Origin of the sequence: Streptomyces sp. NPDC096176 (assembly GCF_044763255.1) — a bacterium.
Lineage (GTDB): Bacteria > Actinomycetota > Actinomycetes > Streptomycetales > Streptomycetaceae > Streptomyces.
The window spans coordinates 487,058-507,253 of sequence record NZ_JBIWFV010000001.1; the positions used below are offsets into that span (position 1 = coordinate 487,058).

The 20,196-nt window shown below is 68.6% G+C and carries 17 protein-coding genes and 2 pseudogenes; 11 read left to right on the plus strand and 8 right to left on the minus strand.

The window, feature by feature from the left end; all coding sequences use genetic code 11:
* Window positions 1-115 precede the first annotated feature (115 nt).
* Window positions 116-364, plus strand: a pseudogene (locus tag ACIQ7Q_RS02385) (transposase); the annotation flags it as partial.
* Between the two features lie 16 nt (window positions 365-380).
* Here the strand turns inward: ACIQ7Q_RS02385 and ACIQ7Q_RS02390 are convergent.
* Both ACIQ7Q_RS02390 and ACIQ7Q_RS02395 read right to left on the minus strand, forming a co-directional pair.
* The gene (locus ACIQ7Q_RS02390; protein ID WP_403855409.1) at window positions 381-1,211 is read right to left on the minus strand and encodes a DUF2637 domain-containing protein; all 831 of its coding nucleotides are present in this window, start codon (window positions 1,209-1,211) and stop codon (window positions 381-383) included.
* Window positions 1,204-1,419, minus strand: a complete 216-nt coding sequence (locus tag ACIQ7Q_RS02395) for a hypothetical protein (RefSeq protein ID WP_403855411.1) — start codon at window positions 1,417-1,419, stop codon at window positions 1,204-1,206. Before ACIQ7Q_RS02395 ends, ACIQ7Q_RS02390 begins: the two co-directional genes overlap by 8 nt.
* 203 nt (window positions 1,420-1,622) lie before the next feature.
* Here ACIQ7Q_RS02395 and ACIQ7Q_RS02400 point away from each other — a divergent pair.
* The 4 genes and pseudogenes from ACIQ7Q_RS02400 to ACIQ7Q_RS02415 all read left to right on the plus strand — a co-directional run.
* A pseudogene (locus tag ACIQ7Q_RS02400) lies at window positions 1,623-1,802 on the plus strand (IS5/IS1182 family transposase); the annotation flags it as partial.
* 725 nt (window positions 1,803-2,527) lie between these two features.
* Entirely contained in the window at window positions 2,528-3,112 is a 585-nt protein-coding gene (locus tag ACIQ7Q_RS02405; protein ID WP_403855412.1) for a tetratricopeptide repeat protein, read from the plus strand.
* On the plus strand, window positions 3,109-4,383 hold the full coding sequence (locus ACIQ7Q_RS02410; RefSeq protein WP_403855414.1) for a glycosyltransferase: 1,275 nt from the start codon (window positions 3,109-3,111) through the stop codon (window positions 4,381-4,383). The genes ACIQ7Q_RS02405 and ACIQ7Q_RS02410 overlap by 4 nt, the downstream gene beginning before the upstream one ends.
* A 162-nt stretch (window positions 4,384-4,545) precedes the next feature.
* Complete coding sequence (locus ACIQ7Q_RS02415; RefSeq protein WP_403855416.1) at window positions 4,546-4,689, plus strand: hypothetical protein; 144 nt, start codon at window positions 4,546-4,548, stop codon at window positions 4,687-4,689.
* Window positions 4,690-4,813: 124 nt separating this feature from the next.
* On the opposite strand, the gene ACIQ7Q_RS02420 is transcribed toward ACIQ7Q_RS02415, so the two are convergent.
* The 4 genes from ACIQ7Q_RS02420 to ACIQ7Q_RS02435 all read right to left on the minus strand — a co-directional run bounded on the left by ACIQ7Q_RS02420 (window position 4,814) and on the right by ACIQ7Q_RS02435 (window position 10,577).
* Window positions 4,814-5,725: a hypothetical protein gene (locus ACIQ7Q_RS02420; protein ID WP_403855418.1), complete on the minus strand. Its 912-nt coding sequence runs from the start codon at window positions 5,723-5,725 to the stop codon at window positions 4,814-4,816.
* A gap of 561 nt (window positions 5,726-6,286) precedes the next feature.
* Entirely contained in the window at window positions 6,287-7,231 is a 945-nt protein-coding gene (gene rfbA / locus ACIQ7Q_RS02425) for a glucose-1-phosphate thymidylyltransferase RfbA (RefSeq protein ID WP_403855420.1), read from the minus strand.
* A gap of 231 nt (window positions 7,232-7,462) precedes the next feature.
* On the minus strand, window positions 7,463-9,088 hold the full coding sequence (locus tag ACIQ7Q_RS02430) for an amidohydrolase family protein (RefSeq protein ID WP_403855422.1): 1,626 nt from the start codon (window positions 9,086-9,088) through the stop codon (window positions 7,463-7,465).
* 214 nt (window positions 9,089-9,302) lie between these two features.
* Window positions 9,303-10,577, minus strand: a complete 1,275-nt coding sequence (locus ACIQ7Q_RS02435; protein WP_403855424.1) for an amino acid deaminase — start codon at window positions 10,575-10,577, stop codon at window positions 9,303-9,305.
* 129 nt (window positions 10,578-10,706) lie between these two features.
* Here ACIQ7Q_RS02435 and ACIQ7Q_RS02440 point away from each other — a divergent pair, with 129 nt between their 5' ends.
* The 5 genes from ACIQ7Q_RS02440 (at window position 10,707) to ACIQ7Q_RS02460 (ending at window position 15,347) form a co-directional block, all read left to right on the plus strand.
* The gene (locus ACIQ7Q_RS02440) at window positions 10,707-11,786 is read left to right on the plus strand and encodes a sugar kinase (protein WP_403855426.1); all 1,080 of its coding nucleotides are present in this window, start codon (window positions 10,707-10,709) and stop codon (window positions 11,784-11,786) included.
* Window positions 11,783-12,547 (plus strand): IclR family transcriptional regulator, encoded by a 765-nt coding sequence (locus tag ACIQ7Q_RS02445; RefSeq protein WP_403855428.1) that lies wholly within the window; start codon window positions 11,783-11,785, stop codon window positions 12,545-12,547. The genes ACIQ7Q_RS02440 and ACIQ7Q_RS02445 overlap by 4 nt, the downstream gene beginning before the upstream one ends.
* Window positions 12,544-12,948, plus strand: a complete 405-nt coding sequence (locus tag ACIQ7Q_RS02450; RefSeq protein WP_403855430.1) for a RidA family protein — start codon at window positions 12,544-12,546, stop codon at window positions 12,946-12,948. The genes ACIQ7Q_RS02445 and ACIQ7Q_RS02450 overlap by 4 nt, the downstream gene beginning before the upstream one ends.
* Before the next feature lie 90 nt (window positions 12,949-13,038).
* Window positions 13,039-14,511 carry a GntP family permease gene (locus tag ACIQ7Q_RS02455; RefSeq protein WP_403855432.1) on the plus strand — a complete coding sequence of 491 codons (1,473 nt, stop codon included), beginning with the start codon at window positions 13,039-13,041 and terminating at the stop codon, window positions 14,509-14,511.
* Between the two features lie 77 nt (window positions 14,512-14,588).
* Entirely contained in the window at window positions 14,589-15,347 is a 759-nt protein-coding gene (locus tag ACIQ7Q_RS02460) for a hypothetical protein (protein ID WP_403855434.1), read from the plus strand.
* A gap of 13 nt (window positions 15,348-15,360) precedes the next feature.
* On the opposite strand, the gene ACIQ7Q_RS02465 is transcribed toward ACIQ7Q_RS02460, so the two are convergent.
* Window positions 15,361-16,701 (minus strand): M14 family metallopeptidase, encoded by a 1,341-nt coding sequence (locus tag ACIQ7Q_RS02465; protein WP_403855436.1) that lies wholly within the window; start codon window positions 16,699-16,701, stop codon window positions 15,361-15,363.
* A 239-nt stretch (window positions 16,702-16,940) separates the two neighbouring features.
* Here ACIQ7Q_RS02465 and ACIQ7Q_RS02470 point away from each other — a divergent pair, with 239 nt between their 5' ends.
* Window positions 16,941-18,248: an Nramp family divalent metal transporter gene (locus ACIQ7Q_RS02470; protein WP_403855438.1), complete on the plus strand. Its 1,308-nt coding sequence runs from the start codon at window positions 16,941-16,943 to the stop codon at window positions 18,246-18,248.
* A gap of 68 nt (window positions 18,249-18,316) precedes the next feature.
* Here ACIQ7Q_RS02470 and ACIQ7Q_RS02475 read toward each other — a convergent pair whose 3' ends face one another.
* Entirely contained in the window at window positions 18,317-20,014 is a 1,698-nt protein-coding gene (locus ACIQ7Q_RS02475; protein ID WP_403855440.1) for a chitinase, read from the minus strand.
* Window positions 20,015-20,196: the final 182 nt, after the last annotated feature.

The window sequence follows — 20,196 nt, forward strand, 5'->3', positions numbered from 1 at the left end:
GGGGTGATGGGGCGTCAGGTCACGTCGGTGTGGTGGCCGGAACTGGCCGTCTACCTGGCGGAGGTGGTGCTGCAGGTGAGGGCCTGAGCCGCTCGCGCGGCCGTTCACCACCAAGGTCCATTTGAGCGTCGACGACGAGTGCCGCCCGCTGTCCTTGGCGATGACACCTGGGCAGCGGGCGGACTGCACCCGGTTCGAGCACGTCATGGAGAAGATCCGCGGCCGCATGACCGGCGCCGGGCGGCCTCGTGCAAGGCCCGACATCGTGAGCGCCGATAAGGGCTACAGCAGCCGGCGAACCCATGCCTGCGTGCGCAAACGACGTATCCGGCACGTGATTTCGAAAGAAGGCTCACGTCGTGAGCAGTGGCGCAGATTGCTCAGCAGACTCGTGATTCTGGGGTCGGGGGCACGAATGGTCTGGATGGAACGCGGAGACGATGACGCGCGGAGGCGCGGCGCGGTGGCCGGGCCTGTGAGACGAGCCGGACGAGTTGCTGAAAGCAGGCAAGAGCTGCAAGGGAAGGTAGCGCGGCAGCAGCAACGTCAGTGAGCGACCCGGCTGCTTCAGTCACGCACAACCAGGTCGCGAGGGCGGAGAAGAAGAGTACGACGATCCAGGATTGCACCGCCCGGCGACGATGGAGCGATGCGCGCAGGATGGTGAGAGAGGCGACCATCCAGGGCCCATAGACCAGGACTGGCCACCAGCTCATCAGGCCTTGGGACGTTCGTGACGCGGCAACCTGCCGTAGCGGGTCCAGGGCGACCATGCCCCCGAAAATGCTCACTCCGGAGACGATGACGGCGGCCAGCACCGCAATGGAGAAGCTGATTGTCTGCAGCAGAATGAACCTGGGTTTGGGCGACGATGCCCTTCGTCGATGCCCAGGCGTGGGGCGGACATGAGGAAGTTCGGCGGTGACCCCGCTCAGGTCCGTGAGTGTGCTGCGGTCACCAGGCCCAGGGGCGCTGCCGTAGCCGGAGAAAGCCGTGGGAAACTCCTGCCCGACAGGGGGCTGCAGCAGTTGCTGCAGTTCCGCTGTCGGGTCCCACGGCGCGTCGAGGATCTCCAGGCCGAGAGGAGCCATCGGCTCATGGGTACTCAGCATGTTCGCCGGGGAGAGGCCATATGGGTCCTCCCACCCGCGATAGCCGCCCATATCCGGATGGGAAACCGCTGAACCGAACGAGCTGTACTCGTCATGCATGAAGGTTTCGCCCCGTCCATTCGTCGCCACGTACAGTCGGTGACACGTGCATTTTGTTCGACAGCAGGTGGTATTCAGCCTGGATCCGGCCGATCACCGCCAGAAAGTCGTTCAGCACCGAGGATGCGTGCGTCAGGCCGTTTCGATCCTCTTCATGGTGGAGTGTCGCCTTGTCCTCCGCCAGGGCCTCCGCAAAGCGGGGATCCATGGTCCCCGCGTTCTTTGGGGCCACATCCGTGCCCGGTGCGCGTCGGGCCGCGGCGTCGGGAGGAAGCTGTGCTCTCGTCATATTCCTTACAACGAGCGTTCCAATAGCCCTGATGCGTGACATTCGGGTGAAATAATTGAACTGTCCGAGTGAGAGTGGTCACCCTATCGCCTCTTATGAAGAGATGCGGAGGGTTCGGCGTGCGGCCGGGCAGCGGGCACCGCGTACTCGTCGACGGGCAGGGCTTCCCGCTTGCGGTGTCGCTGACCGGCGGCAACCCCAACGGTGTCACCCAGCTGCTGCGATTGCTCGCGCCATCCCTCCGTCCCGGGCAGATGGGGCGACCACGGCGGCGTCCCGACACCCTGCTCGGCGACAGTGGACCTGCACGCCGCCCTCACGACGGCCGGCATCGTGCCGCTGCCGGGCAACCTCGCCGCTGGAGGCACTGTCCAGGTTGCAGAACGCCACCCACACCTGGCTCCAGCGGTGAATCAACCGCACCTCGTGATCCGCTCCCGAACACCGCGGCCGAGAACCTCGTCGTGACCGTGCAGGAGCGGCCCTTCTGCACGCCCGCTACCCGGTCACGGCAATTCATGTTGCCTCGACCTTCTTTGGGGAAGGCGAAGCAACCCTTGACGCTCATCTCGGAAACACTGCATGCAGCGGCGAGCCCGGACGCTACGGTCGGCGAACTGGCCATGGTGCCAACCGCTTTCGCAGTGAGCTCATCGGATTGGCATTCGACCACGACTTCATCGACGAGCGGCCACGGTAGTGGCACATCGTCGGACGAATGAGAGAGCTGACCGTTCAACGTCAGTGTGATGCGCCGGGATTCACGACGCCGGCTGCTGGTGAACTGTTCGTCCGATGCGTACGTTCGGGTGGTATCTGCCCCGTCAGTGCCTGGCAACGGGTGACGTCATAACGGTCACCTCGTAACTTTGCTGCCAGTCAAGCGGGTTCGGACTCCGAGCTCGTCGGCACGGATCACGACGGACCATGTCAGCCAGTGGACATCAGCCGGATCCATCCCCTCCCGCACCAACTCCATGAGATGTGACCAGTGAAACGTAGGCGATTGTGGACAGGATTCGCCGCAATGGCGATGGTCGCCGTAGGGGTAGCCGCCTGGGCGACTCTTTCCCAGCCGGCCACGACCCCGGATTCCGACGCCAAGTCGGCGATCGAGACCGTCTCGGAGGCGCAGTCACTTGTGCAGGCCGGTCTTATGCAGTCGCAGTACCGGGACTTCTCCGGAGCGGCCCGCAGCTTCAGGCGTGCTCTGGAGCTGGATCCGGAGAACAAGGTCGCCTGGTACAACCTGGGTGTCATCGCGCAGCGTGACGGCAGGACGGCTGATGCCCGTGCGGCCTATGACAAGGCCTTGAAGATCGATCCGACGTTCGCGTCCGCCCTCTTCAACGAGGCGGTGCTGCTCGAGTCGAGCGATCCAGACCGTGCTGTCACGCTCCTGAAGCGTGCTGTTGCCGCCAACCCGAAGGCCTCGACGGCCTACCTTCGCCTCGGGCGGGCCCTGGCGAAGAAGGGTCAGGACGACGATGCGCAGGACGCATTCCGTCGTGCCGTTGCGATCGATCCCAAGCTGCACGCTGATGTCCCGGACGAGTTCCAGGATTCGGTAAGCCCATCACCGTCAACCAGTCAAGCGGGGACTACCAGATGACATCGACTGCGACACCGAAGTTCTCCGTCTTCACCCCCAGCCACAGGCCGCGTTTCCTTGATGAGTGCCTTGCCTCGCTGCAGGCACAGTCATGCGCGGACTGGGAGTGGGTCGTTCTGCTCAACAACGGCGCCAGGTGGCGGCCTGAGCACCCCGATGAGCGTGTCCGCGTGAAGATCGCGGACGACATCCACGGCGTCGGGGCGGCCAAGCGCAGGGCTTGTGAACTGGCTCGAGGCGAGTTCCTCGTGGAACTCGACCACGACGATCTGCTGGCGAAGGCGTGTCTGGCGGAGCTCGCAGAGGCGTTCGACACTCATCCCGACGTCGTCCTCGTCTACAGCAACACCGCGCAGATCACCGAGGACGGGAAGCGCGACGAGACCCGCTTCAACGAGGCGCACGGCTGGCATTACGAAGATGTGGACGTCGACGGCCGCCGGCTGATGCAGGCCATGTCCATGGCCCCTACGCCACACAACGTCTCGTACATCTGGTACGCGCCCAACCACGTACGGGCGTTCCGCAAGGACGTCTACGAAAAGGTCGGCGGATACGACGCCACCCGAACGGTCCTGGACGACCAGGACCTGATGTGCCGCCTCTTCCAGGCCGGCGACTTCCACCACATCCCTCGCTGCCTGTACCTCCAGCGGATCCATCGCGCGAACACGCAGCGTGACCCGAAGATCAACGCACACATCCAGCGTGAAACGGTGGCCCTGTACGACAAGTACATCGAGGCCAACGCCCTGGCGTGGACCCAGCGCCGTGGCCTGTACGCGCTGGACCTCGGCGCGGCTCACCGGAAGCCGCCGGGATACCTGGGCGTGGACCAGTACCCCGGGGAGGGCGTCGACATCGTCGCGAAGCTGCCCGACCGGCTGGACCTGCCCGACAACTCCGTCGGTCTGATGCGGGCGGTGGACTTCCTGGAGCACGTACCCGCGAAGGTGCCGCTGATCAACGAGTTGTACCGGCTGCTGGCGCCGGGGGGCATGCTCCTCACCATGACCCCCAGCGCCGACGGCCGCGGCGCATACCAGGACCCGACGCACGTTGCGTTCTACAACGAGAACTCCTTCTGGTACTACACCGACAACCAGTACCGCACCTTCGTCCCCGAGATCGAGGCCAGGTTCCAGAAGTCGCGGCTGGTCACCTACTACCCGACCGACTGGCATTCCAAGAACAACATCTCCTACGTGGTGGCGAACCTCATCGCGATGAAGGAGGGCGCCGCGCGCTGCGGCGGACCGCTGCGGGTCTGACCGTGAAGGATGTACTCGGCATCCCCTGGAGGCCCTGATTCGGGTCCGACTGGCGCTTCGGCTGTCTGTGCGTCGAATCGCCGGCCTTCGGGGGATGCCGCCGCGTGTTCTCGCGGCTGTCCCTGACCTCGACGGAGCTGGGCCACCATCCTCACCGGAGCCTTGTTCGTCTTTCCGGGCAGCACGCGCTGTTTCCACGCCTGGGACGGCAAGGACGGCGGAACCGTCGTCCTCATGTGCATGCAGTACGACCGAGGGGCGGCCGACGCCGTGCCGACGGGCCGTGTCCAGCAGGGCTTTTCCTGAGTGGTGCACTCCGGCGTTGCGCCGGGGAACAACATGGGCGGTGCCCCGGAGCCTGCGCCCCGGGGCACCGCCAGTCGTTCCTGAGGCCGACGGTCGTACCGCACCGCCGGTCAGACGGGATTCGTCACGTGTCCTGGCAGATCGCGTAGACGGTGAACGTGCCCTGGACACCGGCCACGCCGGTGACCGAGGACTGCCAGCCCGTGGCGGGCCCGTCACCGACGAACACCGGAGCGGACTCGTCGGGGATGATGCCGGCGCCGAGCGTGTAGTCGATGCTGAACCCACCGCCGACAGCGACGTCGGCGCCCGTGCAGTCAACGTCTGCCGATTCCGAGACGCCCACAAGGGGGAGGTCCTCCGTGGCGGTCACCACGTAGGTGTCGAGCTCGGTCGACCCCTGGAAGCCCTGCGGGCCCTGCACGCCGTCGGCTCCGTCATCGCCCTGGAAGCCCTGCGGGCCCTGCACGCCGTCGTCGCCTTGGAAGCCCTGCGGGCCCTGCGCGCCGTCGTCGCCTTGGAAGCCCTGTGGGCCCTGCGCGCCGTCGTCGCCTTGGAAGCCCTGTGGGCCCTGCGCGCCGTCGTCGCCTTGGAAGCCCTGCGGGCCCTGCGCGCCGTCGTCGCCGTCGTCGCCGTCGTCGCCGTCGTCGCCGTCGTCGCCGGGCTCTCCCTGCGGGCCCTGGGGGCCACCGGGGTCGCCGTCAGCGCCCTGGGGACCCTGCGGGCCAGGAGCGCCGTCGTCGCCGTCCTCGCCGTCCACGCCGGGCACGCCCTGCGGACCCTCTTCACCCGGCACACCGGGCACACCCTGCGGGCCCTGCGGGCCCACCTGACCCCGGGGGCCCCGCGGGCCCCGGTCGCCGTCACGGCCGTCACGGCCGTCACGGTCGGCACTGGTGGCGCCGTTAGGGCCCGGGAGCCCCATGCTGTGCTCGGTGCCGGACCGCTGGATCGCGTCGGCGACGGCCGCTGTGCTCGGGAGAACATTGAGCGCAACGGCAAGGGTTCCCGCCGAAACCAGCGTTGCGGTTTTCATGCGGGAACTACGGATCGTTTTACGGCTCACAAGAGAACCTTCCTCACGGAACTGGAGTGACCACACCGCAAGCGCGCGCACTTCTTGAAGCGCGCCTATTCGCCTACGCGTCACGTAGCCCACGGCCACGGACGACACCATCATTCACCGTCGGTCACTGCATGATCACAAGCCGGTCCGTGTTGCAGATGAGGATCACCCGAGTGGACGCGAAACCGCGCCGACGGGATTGTCAAGGCACTTTCACGTCCGCGGGAGTGGTGTATCGAAAGCCACTCGGTGATCCGTTGTCCGGCTGGGCGGGCGAGCTCGGTCGGCCGGACGGGATCGTCGGTTTCTCCGTTGTCCGATTCTCGTTCTGCCGGCCAGGCCGCTCCGGCCATGCCGGATGAGGCAGTGCGGCCGGGGGAAAGCGGACGGCGCTGGTGCGGTGTTGACCGCCTTGTCCAGCGGCTTGCCGGGCGACGTCCAATTGTCCGCAAGATTGGGTGACTTGGCCTTGAATGCGGCCAGGGTGTGTCACCTCAGGGGCACCTGTGCGCTCCCCGAACATGTTCGGGGTTACGCGGGAGCGGCCGGTCCCGCGCGTAGCAGTTCGCCTGGAAGCGTTTCGTTTCGCCTTTGGCGCATGACGGCATGTGTGGAGTCTTCCAGGAGTCCCAGGAGGTAATGGCCGTACCCGCTCTTGAGCAGCGGCTGGGCCAGTGTCCGGAGCTGGTTGTCGTCGATCAGGCCGGCCCGCCAGACCGCCTCCTCGATGCAGCCGATCTTGAAGCCCTGGCGCTCTTCGATCACCCGGACGAACTCTGAGGCCTGAACCATGGAGGTGAACGTTCCGGTGTCCAGCCAGGCGGTGCCTCGGTCGAGCCGGGTGACGTGCAGCGCACCGGATTCAAGGTAGACGCGGTTGACGTCCGTGATCTCCAACTCGCCACGTGCGCTGGGCCGTAGGCTTCGGGCGATGTCCACGACGTGGTTGTCATAGAAGTACAGTCCGGGCACGGCGTACCGGGACCTGGGCCGGGCGGGCTTCTCCTCGATGGACAGTGCTCGGCCCAGCTCGTCGAAATCCACCACGCCGTAGGCCGCGGGGTTGGCAACCTGATAGGCGAATACCCTGCCGCCCTTCATGCCGTCATGGTTGTCCAGCTGTGTGCCGAGGCCGCTGCCGTGGAAGATGTTGTCGCCCAGGATCAGAGCGACCGACTCGCCTTCGATGAAGTCGGCGCCCAGTACGAAGGCTTGAGCGATGCCCGAGGGGCGCTCTTGCCTGGCGTATTCCAGCCGCAACCCCAGTTGATTGCCGTTTCCGAGCAACTGGCGGAACTGGTACTGGTCATCGGGGGTGGTGATGATCAGAATTTCCCTGATCCCCGCCATCACCAACGTGGAAAGCGGGTAGTAAACCATGGGCTTGTCGAAGACTGGCAGCAATTGTTTGGACACGGCCCGCGTCAATGGCCACAGTCGCGAGCCGGTGCCGCCGGCCAGCAGAATTCCTCGCATGGCATCACCATAGATGAAGTGCCTGTGAATAGCGTGCCTTTGGTGTGGAGAGCAGCGGCGTGTGCAGGCGTGAGCCCCGCGAGAGAGTATTTCTTACAGTCGCGATGTCGTACGTCTTGCCTTCGAGCTGGTTTCGCCGTCGCCGCCTCACCGACTTCCATCCCCAGGTGCGATTCCGTCAGCCCACGGAATCGTTTTCGTCCTTCCAGCTCCTCCGACCTCTTTACGAACTCACCTGCTTCGGGTAGGCACCGTGCGGCGTACCGCCCGGCCGGCGAGCATGTCCGTACGACTCCCGTCCTCGATGACGAACCTGCCGTCGATCAGCACGTGCGGGATGCCCACCGGCAGCGTGCGCGGCGTCTCGAACGTCGATCCCGCCGCCACCGTCTGCGGGTCGAACAGCACCAGGTCGGCGCGGTAGCCCTCGCGGACCAGGCCCCGGTCGGGCAGCCGCAGGCGGGCGGCGGGCCTCGACGTGAGGTGCGCGACGGTCTCCTCCAGCGACAGGATGCCCAACTCGCGTGCGTAGCGGCCGAGGTACTGGGGGAACGTTCCGTACGCCCGCGGGTGCGGCTTGTCGCCCTGGAGGATGCCGTCACTGCCGCCCGTGTGGACGCGGTGGCGCATGATCTGCCGCACGTTCTCCTCGTGGCCCACGTGCTGCAGGATCGTCGAGCCGAGCCGGTCCTCGATCAGCAGCCGCCGGGCGGTCACCCACGGGGCCTCGCCGCGCTCGTCGGCCGACTGCCGGATCGTCCGCCCGACGTGGCGCGCGACGGCGGGGTTGCTCACACCGGAGATCTCGATGGTGTCCCACTCGATCGGCACGCCGTGGCAGCCGTCGGAGCCGAGCTCCTCCAGATGGTGCCGGATCTTCTCCGCGGTGGCCTCGTCCCGCAGCCGCGCCAGCACGGCGTCGGGCCCGCCCTCGCCCGCCCAGCTCGGCAGCATCGCGACGAGCGTGGTGCAGCCGGGCGTGTACGGATAGGTGTCGAGGGAGAGGTCCGCGCCCGCGTCCAGGGCGGAGTCGAGCAGCGCGAGCAGATCGGGCGCCTTGCCCTTGTTCACGCCGAAGTTCATGGTGGCGTGCGCCAGATGGAGGGCGCAGCCGGCCTCGCGGGTGAGGTTCACCATCTCCTCGTACGCCTGGAGCGCGCCGGCGCCGTAAGAACGGTGGTGGGGGCAGTAGTAGCCGTCGTAGGCAGCCACCACGCGGCACAGCTCGGCCAGTTCGGAGTCGTTCGCGTACATGCCGGGGGTGTACGTCAGGCCCGACGACATGCCGACCGCGCCCTGCTCGAGCCCTTCCGCCACGAGCTGCTTCATGCGCGTGAGCTCGGCATCCGTGGGGGGCCGGTCCTCCCAGCCCATCGCGTGCATGCGGACGGTGCCCTGCGGGATCAGGTACGCGGCATTGACCGCGATGCCGCGGCCACCGAAGTTGCGGTCGAGCCGGTCCAAGTACTCGCCGACCGTGCGCCAGTCGAAGTCGATGTCGGCCCCGTCGCCGTTCCACCCGGTGATGGCCTTGCGCACGGCGCCGAGGGTGGCGTCATCGACCGGCGCGTACGACAGGCCGTCCTGACCGAGCACCTCCAGGGTCACGCCCTGGGCGGCCTTCGCGGAGTGGTCCGGGTCGCGGAGGAGCGCGAGGTCGGAGTGGGCGTGCATGTCGATGAAGCCGGGGGAGAGGACGAGGCCGTCGGCGTCGAGCACGCGGGGGGCGGTGGGGCGGGGGCCGGTGTGTTCTTGGCGTATCTCGGTGATGCGTCCGTCCTCGACGGCGACGTCGGCGCGGTAGGAGGCGGCGCCGGTGCCGTCGATGACGCGGGCGTCGCGGATGACGAGGTCCATGGGGTCGCCTTTCGGGGGGGTGGGCGGGGGCGGGCGGGGCCGCTGCGCGGGGCCGTTCCCCAATCCCCCCTACGGCCTGGCGGCCGTGGGAGGTGCCCCAGACGGGCTGAAGTTGCCCGGCAACTTCAGCCTCGCCGGCGACCCCGGCGCGGGGGTCCGGGGGCGGAGCCCCCGGTTACGGGAGGGGGCGGGGTGGGGGAAACGCCCCTCAGGGTCAGAAGAACGTGCGGATGAAGTCCGTCACCGTCCCGTCCCGTTCCACCACCGGGATCAGCTGCCACTTGTCGAACGACGTGCACGGATGCGACAGCCCCATCCCCACCCAGTCGCCGACCTCCACGTCGGCCTCCGGGGTCGTTCGGAGCCAGCCGTGCTGGTCGGAGAGGCCGGAGACGGTGATGCCGTCGGCCGGGCGGATCTCGCCGGTGCGGGCGTCGCGCACGGCCTGTGCCACCGGGAGGTCGAGGTCGTACGCCGCGTCCCGCTTGCCCGCGTTGACGAAGGCCTGCTCGGGGGTGGGCCGTGAGACGACCTGGGCCCACAGACGGAACGCGGGCTGGAGCGCGCCTTCCTGCGGGACCCGGTTGAAGGGGGTGAGATGCCGGTAGTGGCCGTCGTCGTGCGACACGTACGCGCCTGAGCGCAGCAACTTCAGTACGGGCAGCGACAGCTCGGGGATGTCCGCGAGGACGTCGGCGACCGCGTCGAACCACGCGCTGCCGCCGGCGCTGATCACGATCTCCTCCGTGCCGTCGAACCGGCCCGCCTTGTCGAACTCCGCGGCGAGCGCGACGAGTCGGCGCAGCCAGTCCCGTACGCTCTCGCCGTCGGCCTGCGGGACCTCGCCCTCGTAACCGGCGACACCGACCAGCCGCAGTGTTTCGGTGGCGGCGACCGCGTCGGCGACGGCCGCGCAGTCGGCCTCCGTGCGGGCCCCGGTGCGGGCGCCCTCGCCGGCGCCGAGCTCGATCACGACCTCCAGGGGGCGCGAGACGCCGCGCAGTGCCTCGTCCATCAGCTCGACGCCACGGACGGAGTCCACGTAGGTGATGAAGCGGCACTCGGGGTCGGTGTCGAGCTCGCCCGCGATCCAGCGCAGGGCCGCGGCGTCGACGACCTCGTTGGCCAGGAAGATCCGCCGGATCCCGTACGCGCGGTAGACGCGGGCCTGGTGCGGTACGGCGGCGGTGATGCCCCAGGCGCCGTGCTCCAGCTGGCGCTCGAAGAGCTGCGGCGACATGGACGTCTTGCCGTGCGGCGCGAAGGCGAGCCGGTGGCGCCGCGAGTAGGTCTCGAGCAGGGCCAGGTTGTGCTCGACGGACTCGGCGGACAGGGCGAGGACGGGGGTGGTGAAGCCGCCGGTGAACAGGTTGCGGCGAGAGGCTGCCAGTTCCCCGACGGTGAGGCCCTCGGCATCGGGCGGGAGCGCCTTGTAGCGGTGGTCGACCGGTTCACCGGCGAGCCGTGCGACGGCGTTGTCGGCAGCCATGGGAGCCCTCCTCCATGACGTTGCAACATATGCAACGCCCATTGCGTATTTCGCTTACCGCTGTCTAACATCCGAGCCGACACCGGGTCAATGGGCCCGGCGACCGACCAGCGAGGAGCCCCCGCGATCATGACCGCGAGCGTGCACGGGCCCGTGGACGTCGTCTGCCTCGGCGAGTCCATGGTCACGTTCCTGCCCACACAGGGAGGGCGCCTCGCCGACGTGCCGTCGTTCGTACGCGGCATCGGCGGCGCCGAGTCGAATGTGGCCTGTGCGCTCGCCGCGGCCGGACACCGCACGCGCTGGGTGGGCCGGGTCGGCGCGGACGGCTTCGGCGACCACCTCACCGAGGCCATCGCGGCCTACGGGGTGGACACCTCGGCGGTGACCCACGATCCCGAGCGGCCCACGGGCATCTACTTCCGCACCGCGACCGACCGGGCGACGGACGCGCACGAGGTCCTCTACTACCGCGCCGGGTCGGCCGCGTCCACGATGTCGTCGCGGACCGTGTCGTACGACGCCCTGTGGTCCGGCCGGATGCTGCACCTCTCCGGCATCACCGCTGCCCTGTCGTCCGACTGCCTCGCCCTGATGCGCGACCTCACCGCAGGACGGGACGAGCGCCCTCTCGTCTCGTTCGACGTCAATCACCGCCCCGGCCTGTGGCGCGACCCGTCCGACGCGAAGGTCCTGCTGGAGCTGGCGCGCGGGGCGGACATCGTGTTCGTGGGGGAGGACGAGGCACAGGAGGCGTGGGGAGTACGGGGCGCGGACGCGCTCCGCGACGCCCTGCCGGAACCGGCCGTGCTCGTGGTGAAGCGGGGTGCGGCGGGAGCCGTGGTGTACGACCGCTGCGCGGAGGGCCTTCCCGGCACCGTCACCCACGCCCACCGCTGCGCGGAGGGCCTCCCCGACACCGTCACCCACGCCCGCGCCCCCCGCGTCACCGTCACCGCACCCGTCGGGGCCGGCGACGCCTTCGCCGCCGGATTCCTGTCCGCGACCCTGCGCGGACTGAGCAGTCGGGACCGGCTGAGACACGGGCACCTGTGGGCCGCCGCCGCACTCACCGTCGCCGCCGACCTGGCGGTCCCGCCGTCCGCCGTCCACGCCGACCGGCTCGTCGCCCTGGACGACGACGCCTGGGGGAGACTGCACCTCGGCCCCGGGTGGACGGGCCAGGACCAGGAGGTACGTACGCCATGAGTCAGACCGTCGACCGCGCGCTGAGCATCCTTCCGCTGCTCGCGGAGGGGCCGGCCGACCTCGGACAGGTCGCCGAACGCCTCGGCGTGCACAAGTCGACCGCCCTGCGGCTGCTGCGCACACTCCACGAGCACGGTCTCGTCTACCGGCAGCAGGACCAGCGGTACCGCCTCGGCGCCCGGCTGTTCGCCCTCGCCCAGGAGGCCGTCGAGAACCTCGACGTACGCGAGATCGCCCACCCCCACCTCGTCTCCCTGAACGAGCAGATCGGGCACACCGTCCATCTCGCCGTGTACGAGGAGAGCGAGGTTCTCTACATCGACAAGGTCGAGAGCCGCTATCCGGTCCGGATGTACTCCCGTATCGGCAAGCCCGTCGCGATCACCGTCGCGGCAGTGGCCAAGCTGCTCCTGGCCGACCTGCCGGAGGCCGAGCGGCGCGCCGTCGCCGAGAAGCTCGACTTCCCCATGTACACGTCCCGTTCGATCCCGAACGCCCCCGCCTTCCTCAAGGAGCTGGCGAGCGTGGCCGAACAGGGCTGGGCCACCGACCTCGGCGGCCACGAGGAGTCCATCAACTGCATCGCCGCCCCCATCCGCGGTGCGGAGGGCCGTGTCGTCGCCGCGATGTCGGTCTCCGCACCGAACGTCGTCGTCACGGCGGACGAACTCCTCACCCTGCTCCCGCTCGTGCGCCGCACCGCCGACGCCATCACCCGGGAGTACTCAGGACAGACCCCCCAACAGGAAGCACGCGCATGACCGAGAAGACCGCCCTCACCCCGAGCACCCACACCGCGCCGCCCGCCAAGTTCTCCCACGGAGTCCGCAAGGGCAACATCCTCCAGGTCGCAGGACAGGTCGGCTTCCTCCCGGCCGTCGAGGGCCAGGCGCCCACCACGGCCGGCCCGACCCTGCGCGAGCAGACCCTCCAGACCCTCGACAACGTCAAGGCGATCCTCGAGGAGGGCGGCGCGAGCTGGGACGACGTGATGATGATCCGCGTCTACCTCACGGACGTGGACCACTTCGCCGAGATGAACGAGATCTACAACGAGTACTTCAAGGACCTGACGGTCGCCCCCGCCGCCCGTACGACGGTCTATGTCGGCCTCCCCGCCGGCCTGCTCATCGAGATCGACGCCCTGGCAGTCCTGGACTGATCTTCCTGAATCCCCCGCTGTACGGCACGGCGCTCCTCCCCGAAGCGCCGTGCCGCGCCCCTCCCTTGCCAAAAACCGAAATGAGCCGCCATGTTCCTCGCCGCTGACGCGCCACCACCACCCACTCCCCACACCGGCGGACTGCTCACGATCATCGACGGCACCGCGGGTCTGCTGACCGTCGCGGCTCTCGGTATCGCCCTGCTCCTGCTGCTGATCATCAAGGTCCGGCTGCAGCCGTTCGTCGCCCTGCTCGCCGTCTCCATAGCCGTCGGCCTCGCGGCGGGCCTGTCCGTCACCGAACTCTTCGGGACCGTCCAGAAGTCCGCGGCCGTCTCCGTCATCGAGACCGGCATGGGCGGCATCCTCGGCCATGTCGCCATCATCATCGGCCTGGGCACCATGCTCGGCGCGATCCTCGAGGTCAGCGGCGGAGCGGAGGTGCTGAGCTCCCGGCTGCTGGGCCTGTTCGGCGAGAAGCGCGCCCCGCTCGCCATGGGACTCACCGGTCTGATCTTCGGTGTCCCGGTTTTCTTCGACGTCGGCATCTTCGTCCTCGCGCCCATCGTCTACGCCGCCGCCAAGCGCTCAGGCAAATCGATCGTCCTCTACGCGATGCCGCTGCTCGCCGGCCTGTCCATGACCCACGCGTTCCTGCCGCCGCACCCCGGTCCCGTCGCCGCCGCCGGGCTGTTCGACGTCTCCCTCGGCTGGGTCATCCTGATGGGCCTGGTCGTCGGCATCCCGGCGGTCATCGCCGCGTGGGGGTACGCCGCCTGGATCGGCAAGCGCCTGTTCGTCGAGGTGCCCCAGGACATGCTGGAGGCCGCGGAGGACGCCAAGGCCGCCGTCGCCGCCGAGCAGGCCGCCGCGGGCCGCGCCCCGCAGGAGCGCCCGGTCTCCCTGTCCACGGTCCTCACCATCATCGGAACGCCGCTGGTGCTCATCCTCGCCGCGACGTTCTCCTCCATCGCCCTCGACCCGTCCACGCTGCGTTCGGTCATCGAGTTCTTCGGCAACCCGTTCGTCGCGCTGACCATCGCCCTGTTCCTGGCGTACTGGCTGCTGGGCATCCGGCGCGGCTGGTCGCGCAAGTCGCTCGAGTCGGTGTCGACACAGTCCCTGAAGCCGGTCGGCAACATCCTGCTCGTCGTCGGCGCCGGCGGTGTCTTCGGCGCGATCCTCAAGGCGAGCGGCGTCGCTCAGGCGCTGTCCGACACTTTCAACGACGTCGGACTGCCCGTCATCGGCCTCGCGTACCTGATCTCGCTCGTGCTGCGGGTGGCGCAGGGCTCGGCGACGGTCGCCATCGTCACGACAGCAGGCATCGTGCTGCCGCTCGTCGAGAACGGCGGCCACTCGCAGGCCTTCCTGGCGCTGGTCATCATGGCGATCTCGGCCGGTTCGATCTTCGCCTCGCACGTCAACGACGGCGGATTCTGGATCGTTTCCAAGTACTTCGGCATCTCCGAGCGGGACACCCTGAAGTCGTGGACCGTCCTGGAGTCGGTCCTGTCGGTGGCCGGATTCGTGGTCGCGGCGGGGCTCAGCCTGGTCGTCTGACCGTCGGCAGGGCCTGCGGCGGAGCGGCCCGCCAGGTGCCTGACAAGAGCAGTCACCTTTCGGGCTAGGCTCGGTGCGTGCTGACATTCGAACAGGTCCGTGACTGGGTGCGCGGCAAGTACGGCCCCCGGTACGCCGAACGGCGGATCTCGGACAGCGGTTTCGCCTATCTGGTCGACACCCAGCCCGACGCGTACTTCGACGACGGGGACATGCTGTACGGCAACGGGCCCGATCTTGTCGTCAAACGCACGGGCGCCGTCTGGCAGTTCGGCTCCCACCCGATGTTCCTGCCGCTGTACGAGGCCGGTACCGAGGACGACTTCCGGCGGCGCATGGCCACGGTTCTGCCGGGCTGGGACCCGGACCGGCCGCAGGAGACGATCCCGCTGCCCGCGTCGCCGCCCGCGTCGGCGCCCCAGGCCTCGGCACCGCCCGCGTCGGCGCCCCAGGCCTCGGCGCCGCCCGGATTCGGTCCGCCGTTGCCGGTGCATCCCCCGGCGCCCCCGGTGTACGCGCCCCCTCTGTACGCGCCCGCTCCGCCCGTCCTTCCCGAGGGCCCGGAGTTCCTCGCCGCCGACGCGCGCAACGCGGTCCTCGTCGATGCGGCCGGTGTCGCCTTCGACCAGGAGGGGAGGCGGGCCGACTTCGCCTGGTCCGAGATCCAGACGGTCCACCACACCTCCCGCGGCTCCTGCCTCCTGGTCGGTGTCGTCCATGCGAACGGCATGTTCTACGAGTGCCGCGTCGGCGCACGGCGACAGGCGCGGCTGCGCGAGTGGTGCGCGCAGATCGCGCCTGTGCTCGGCTTCTATCTCGGGGGCCGCACGGTCTGACGGCCTGGACGGGTCAGGAGCAGTACTGCTGCTCCTTCCCGATGGAGCGGTACATGCAGTCCGAGTTCTCCAGCAGTTGGAGCACCGCGTCGCGGTTGCGGCTGGTCTCCCGCTCGATCACCTCGTCGGGCGGGTAGAAGCCGCCGCCGCCGAAGCTCGACGGGTACATCTCGAAGGTGTAGCCGAAGATCCTCTGGTTGCCCCACAGCCAGTCGTCGATCGACCCGTCCGTGACGTAGAGGTCGCTGGACTGCTCAGGGGTGTAGCCGTTGCTCGCGGCCATCTTCCGTCCGACCGTGGCGAAGGCGTCCCGGTCGTCCTGCGTCAGCCCCGGGGCGGTGTCGGCCGTGGTGTAGCCGTACGGCCACAGGACCAGCTCGCTGTAGGTGTGGAAGTCGATGGCGGCCTTGATCTGCTGCTTCCCGCCGACGACCCGCGAGCGGACGAAGTCGGCGACGAGCTTCACCTCGGGAGCGGACTCGGCTGCCCGGCCCCGGTAGGTCTCGGAGCCGGTGGAACCGGAGGAGCCGCCGCAGCAGCCCCACTTGAAGTTCCAGTTGCGGTTGAGGTCGGTGCCGACGTTCGACGATCCGGAGTTGGGCTGCCGGTTCTTGCGCCAGCTGCGGTAGGAGCCGGTGGCGATGTCGTACTCGCCGCCGTCCGGATTGAGGTCCGGGACGATCCAGATCTCACGGCCGTTCACCGCGCTGGTCACCCGGGAGTCGCTGCCGTAGTCCTCGCCGAACTCGCGGAGCAGGTACAGCGCCATCTCGACGGTGAGGTGCTCGCGCGCGTGCTGGTGGTGCGTGAAGAGCACCTCGGGTTCGTTCTCGTCGGTCGCCACGTTGTCGCTGATCTTGATGGCGACGATGTCACGGCCCTGGTGGCTCTTGCCGATGACCCGCTTGCTCATGATGTCCGGGTGGGCGGCGATCCGCTGGTCGATCTCCGCGTTCATCTCGGCGTAGTTGTGGTACCGCGAGTCGCCGGACGGGAAGTCGAACGGCTCGACGGCGGCCGTGGTCCTGCGATCGGGCGGCGCCGGCAGCGCCTTGAGGATGTGGCCCATGCTCCGCAGCCGCTTGGCCTGCGCGGCGTCGGCGCTGACGACGACGGTGTGGTCGTGCACCTCGTCGATCGACACCCCGGTGCGGGCGATGGCGGTCCGGGCGGCGACGGTGTCGGGCCCGTGGATCTCGTACTGCCTGGTCTGCTCTTCCTCGGCGGTGGCGGCGGGAGCGGGCCGGTCCGCGGAGGGTGAGGCGCCGGCGCTGATGGGCGCGGCGACGGCGAGCGCGAGGGCGGCCGCGAGAGTGGCGGCCTTCCTGCGGTTCGCCCGGATGCGAAGTCGCATGCTGTCTCCTGGGTGGGGAGTTGTGGGGGGTTGTGCGACGTGCGGGTGGTCCGGGTGACCGCGCTTCGTGTGTTCGCGCGGTCGTGCACATCGTTTCGGTATGGCATGAACGGGTCAAGGAGATGTTTGGTCATTCGTTCGGGTGCCGATGAAGTGGGGCACACCCCTTGCGCGATCACTTGCGCACCGTTTTGGGTGACCCGAGTTACCCCTGGGACGAGTGGGAAGGCGGAAGCGCCATGGCAGGCACCACCGAACACAGCGCGGACGGGGCGCGCTTCGAGCCGCGCACATCGAGTTGGAAGTACATCGGGCCCGGAATCGTGGTCGCGGCGACCGGAGTCGGGGCCGGCGACCTGGTCGCGACGCTCATCGCGGGCAGCAAGTTCGGATACACCCTGATGTGGGCGGCCGTCATCGGCTGCGTCGTCAAGATCTCGCTCGCGGAGGCGTGCGGGCGCTGGCACCTGGCGACCGGGCGCACCCTGTTCGAGGGCTGGCGCTCCCTCGGGAAGTGGACCACGGTCTACTTCGCCATCTACGTGGTCGTCTGGGGATTCGTCTACGGCGCGACCGCCATGTCCTCCAGCGCCCTGCCGATCGTGGCGCTCTGGCCGGACGGCCCCGGCCTGAAGACGTGGGCGGTCATCACCGGTCTGATCGGCCTGGTCTTCGTCTGGTTCAACCGGTACGCCGTCTTCGAGAAGGTCATGACGGTGCTCGTCGGCATCATGTTCATGGTCGTCGTGTACGTCGCGATCCGCGTCACGCCCGACATCGGCGCCACCTTCGCCGGCCTGGTGCCCGTGCTGCCGGACGGGTCGCTGCTCTACACCCTCGGTCTGATCGGCGGCGTCGGCGGCACGATCACGATGGCGGCCTACGGATACTGGGTCAACGCCAAGGGCTGGACCAACACCGGCTGGATGAAGGTCATGCGCCTCGACAACCGCGTCGCCTACATCACCACGGGCATCTTCGTCGTCGCGATGCTGATCGTCGGCGCCGAGTTGCTGCACGCCTCGGACATCGCGCTCACCAAGGGCGACAGGGGGCTGATCGACCTCGGGGTGATCCTGGAGGACAAGTACGGCGTGGTGACCGCGAAGCTGTTCCTCGTCGGGTTCTTCGCGACCTCGTTCTCGTCCTTGATCGGCGTGTGGCACGGCGTGAGCCTAATGTTCGCCGACTTCGTCGAGCGGCTTCGACGCGACCGCAAGGGCGTGCCGACCGACGCGGGCACGGCCTGGGAGGTCGCCGCCGGAGAGAAGGAGCGCTCGCCCGCCTTCCGCGCCTATCTGCTGTGGCTGACGTTCCCGCCGATCGCGCTGCTCTTCCTGGACCAGCCGTTCGGACTCGTCGTCGCCTACGGCGTGCTCGGCGCGTTCTTCATGCCGTTCCTGGCCCTCACGCTCATCTGGCTGCTCAATTCGTCCCGGACACCCGCCGAGTGGCGCAACGGCGTCCTGAGCAATGTGATGCTGGCCTCCGCCGGGCTGCTGTTCATCGTGCTGTGCGTGCAGCAGGTGCGGGAACTGCTCTGGTGAGAGTGCGTGCGCCGAGGGCCCGTACCACCGGGGGAGCGGTGGTACGGGCCCTCGGCGTCCAGGGGGTGCTACGGCAGGTTGTGGACGTGGGGTCCGACCGCGTTGGACCAGGCGTTGCCGGCCGTCGCGTCCCAGTTGGTGGACCAGGTCATCGCGCCGCGCAGTGCCGGGTAGGTCTTCGACGGCTTGAAGGAGCCGCAGTTCGTGCCGCGGGTCAGGCAGTCGAGGGCGTTCTTCACGACGGACGGGTCGACATAGCCGCTGCCCGCGCCCCGCGTGGAGGCGGGAACGCCGAGGCCGACCTGGGAGGCGTCGAGTCCGCCTTCGAGCTGGATGCAGGCGAGCGCCGTCAGGAAGTCGACCGAGCCCTGCGAGTAGACCTTGCCGTCGCAGCCGAGCATCGAGCCGCTGTTGTAGTACTGCATGTTGACGACGGTGAGGATGTCCTTCACCGCGAGTGCCGTCTTGAAGTACTCGGTGCCGGTGTTCTGCATGTCGATGGTCTGCGGCGCCATCGTCAGCACCAGCGACGAACCCGCCTTCTGCGACAGCTGGCGCAGCGCCTTCGTCAGATACGTGGAGTTGATGCCGTGCTCGAGGTCGATGTCGACCCCGCTGAAGCCGTACTCCTGCATCAGGGCGTAGGCACTGTTCGCGAAGGCGGTGGCGGACGCGTCACTGTTGATGGTGACGTTGCCCTTCTCGCCGCCGACCGAGATGATCACGGACTTGCCCGCGGCCTTCTTGGCGGCGATGTCGGCCTTGAAGTCGGCGACGGACGCGTAGCCGACGGCCGGGTCGAGGTTGAAGACGATCTGGCCGGGCGTCGCCGTCGAGTCGGCGAACGACACCGCGATGATGTCGTACTGCGACTGCACGTCCCGCAGCTTCTGCACGGCGGCGCCGTTGTTGAAGTTCTGCCAGTAACCGGTCAGCGCGTGCCTGGGAACCGCCGGGTTGCCCGGGTTGCCGCCCTCGCTGGTACGGCCGGCGACCGCGGCCGACCTGGCCGACTCGCCCGCCGCGTTCGTGGCGGTGACCTGGAACTGGTACGAGGTGTTCGCTGCCAGACCCGTCACCGTGGCCGAGGTGCCGGACACCGACTGGACCTTGGCACCGTCGCGGTAGACGTTGTAGCCGGTCGCCCCCGAGACGGCGCCCCAGCTCAGGGCGACGGACGACGAGGTGACCGCGCCGACGGTGGGCGCGCCCGGAGCTGAGGGAACCACCGGGTCGGGGTCGCCGCCGCCCCCGCCGTCGGGGCCGAAGACGCTCACGTCGTCGGCGTGGTAGGCGGCCTGTCCGTACCAGCCGTGCGTGTAGACGGTCACCGAGGTGGTGTTCGCGCCGGTGGTGAAGGACGTGCTCAGCTTGGTCCAGCTGCTGGTGGCCGGTGTCCAGGTCGACACGTCGGTGGTCCCGGTCCCGCTCGCCCCCAGGTACGTGTAGCCGCCCTGCACCCATGCGCTCAGCGCGTACGTGGAGTTCGGCTTCACCGACATGGTCTGGGAGCACTTGGCGTTGTCCTGGCCGGCGGGCGTGGCCTTCAGGGCGCCGGTGCCGCTGCGCACCGGTGAGGAGGCGGCGGTGCCGCTGCCGCCCGAGCAGGTCCAGTTGGCGAGCCCCGACTCGAAACCGGCGTTCTTGGCGACGTTGACGTCGGCGGCCTGCGCGGTCCCTGCGGTACCCATGAGCGTGAGCCCGGTGCCGACGGCGAGCGCCAGTCCGGCGCCGAGCCATCTCCGTGAGCGTGTCGTGCGGTCCACTTGCGGCCTCCGGTGGGGGAGTTGGGGGGTGGGGACGAGATCGGGCGGGGGTGTCGCGGACGGTGGCCACCGTTGGGCGTAAAGCTGGTCCAGACCAATCTGGTTGTCAAGACCTCTGGCGGTGATTGGTCCTCGGCACGGTGTTCTCTGCCTGGGCTGTCGTGGTTAGAGTGCTCATGCAG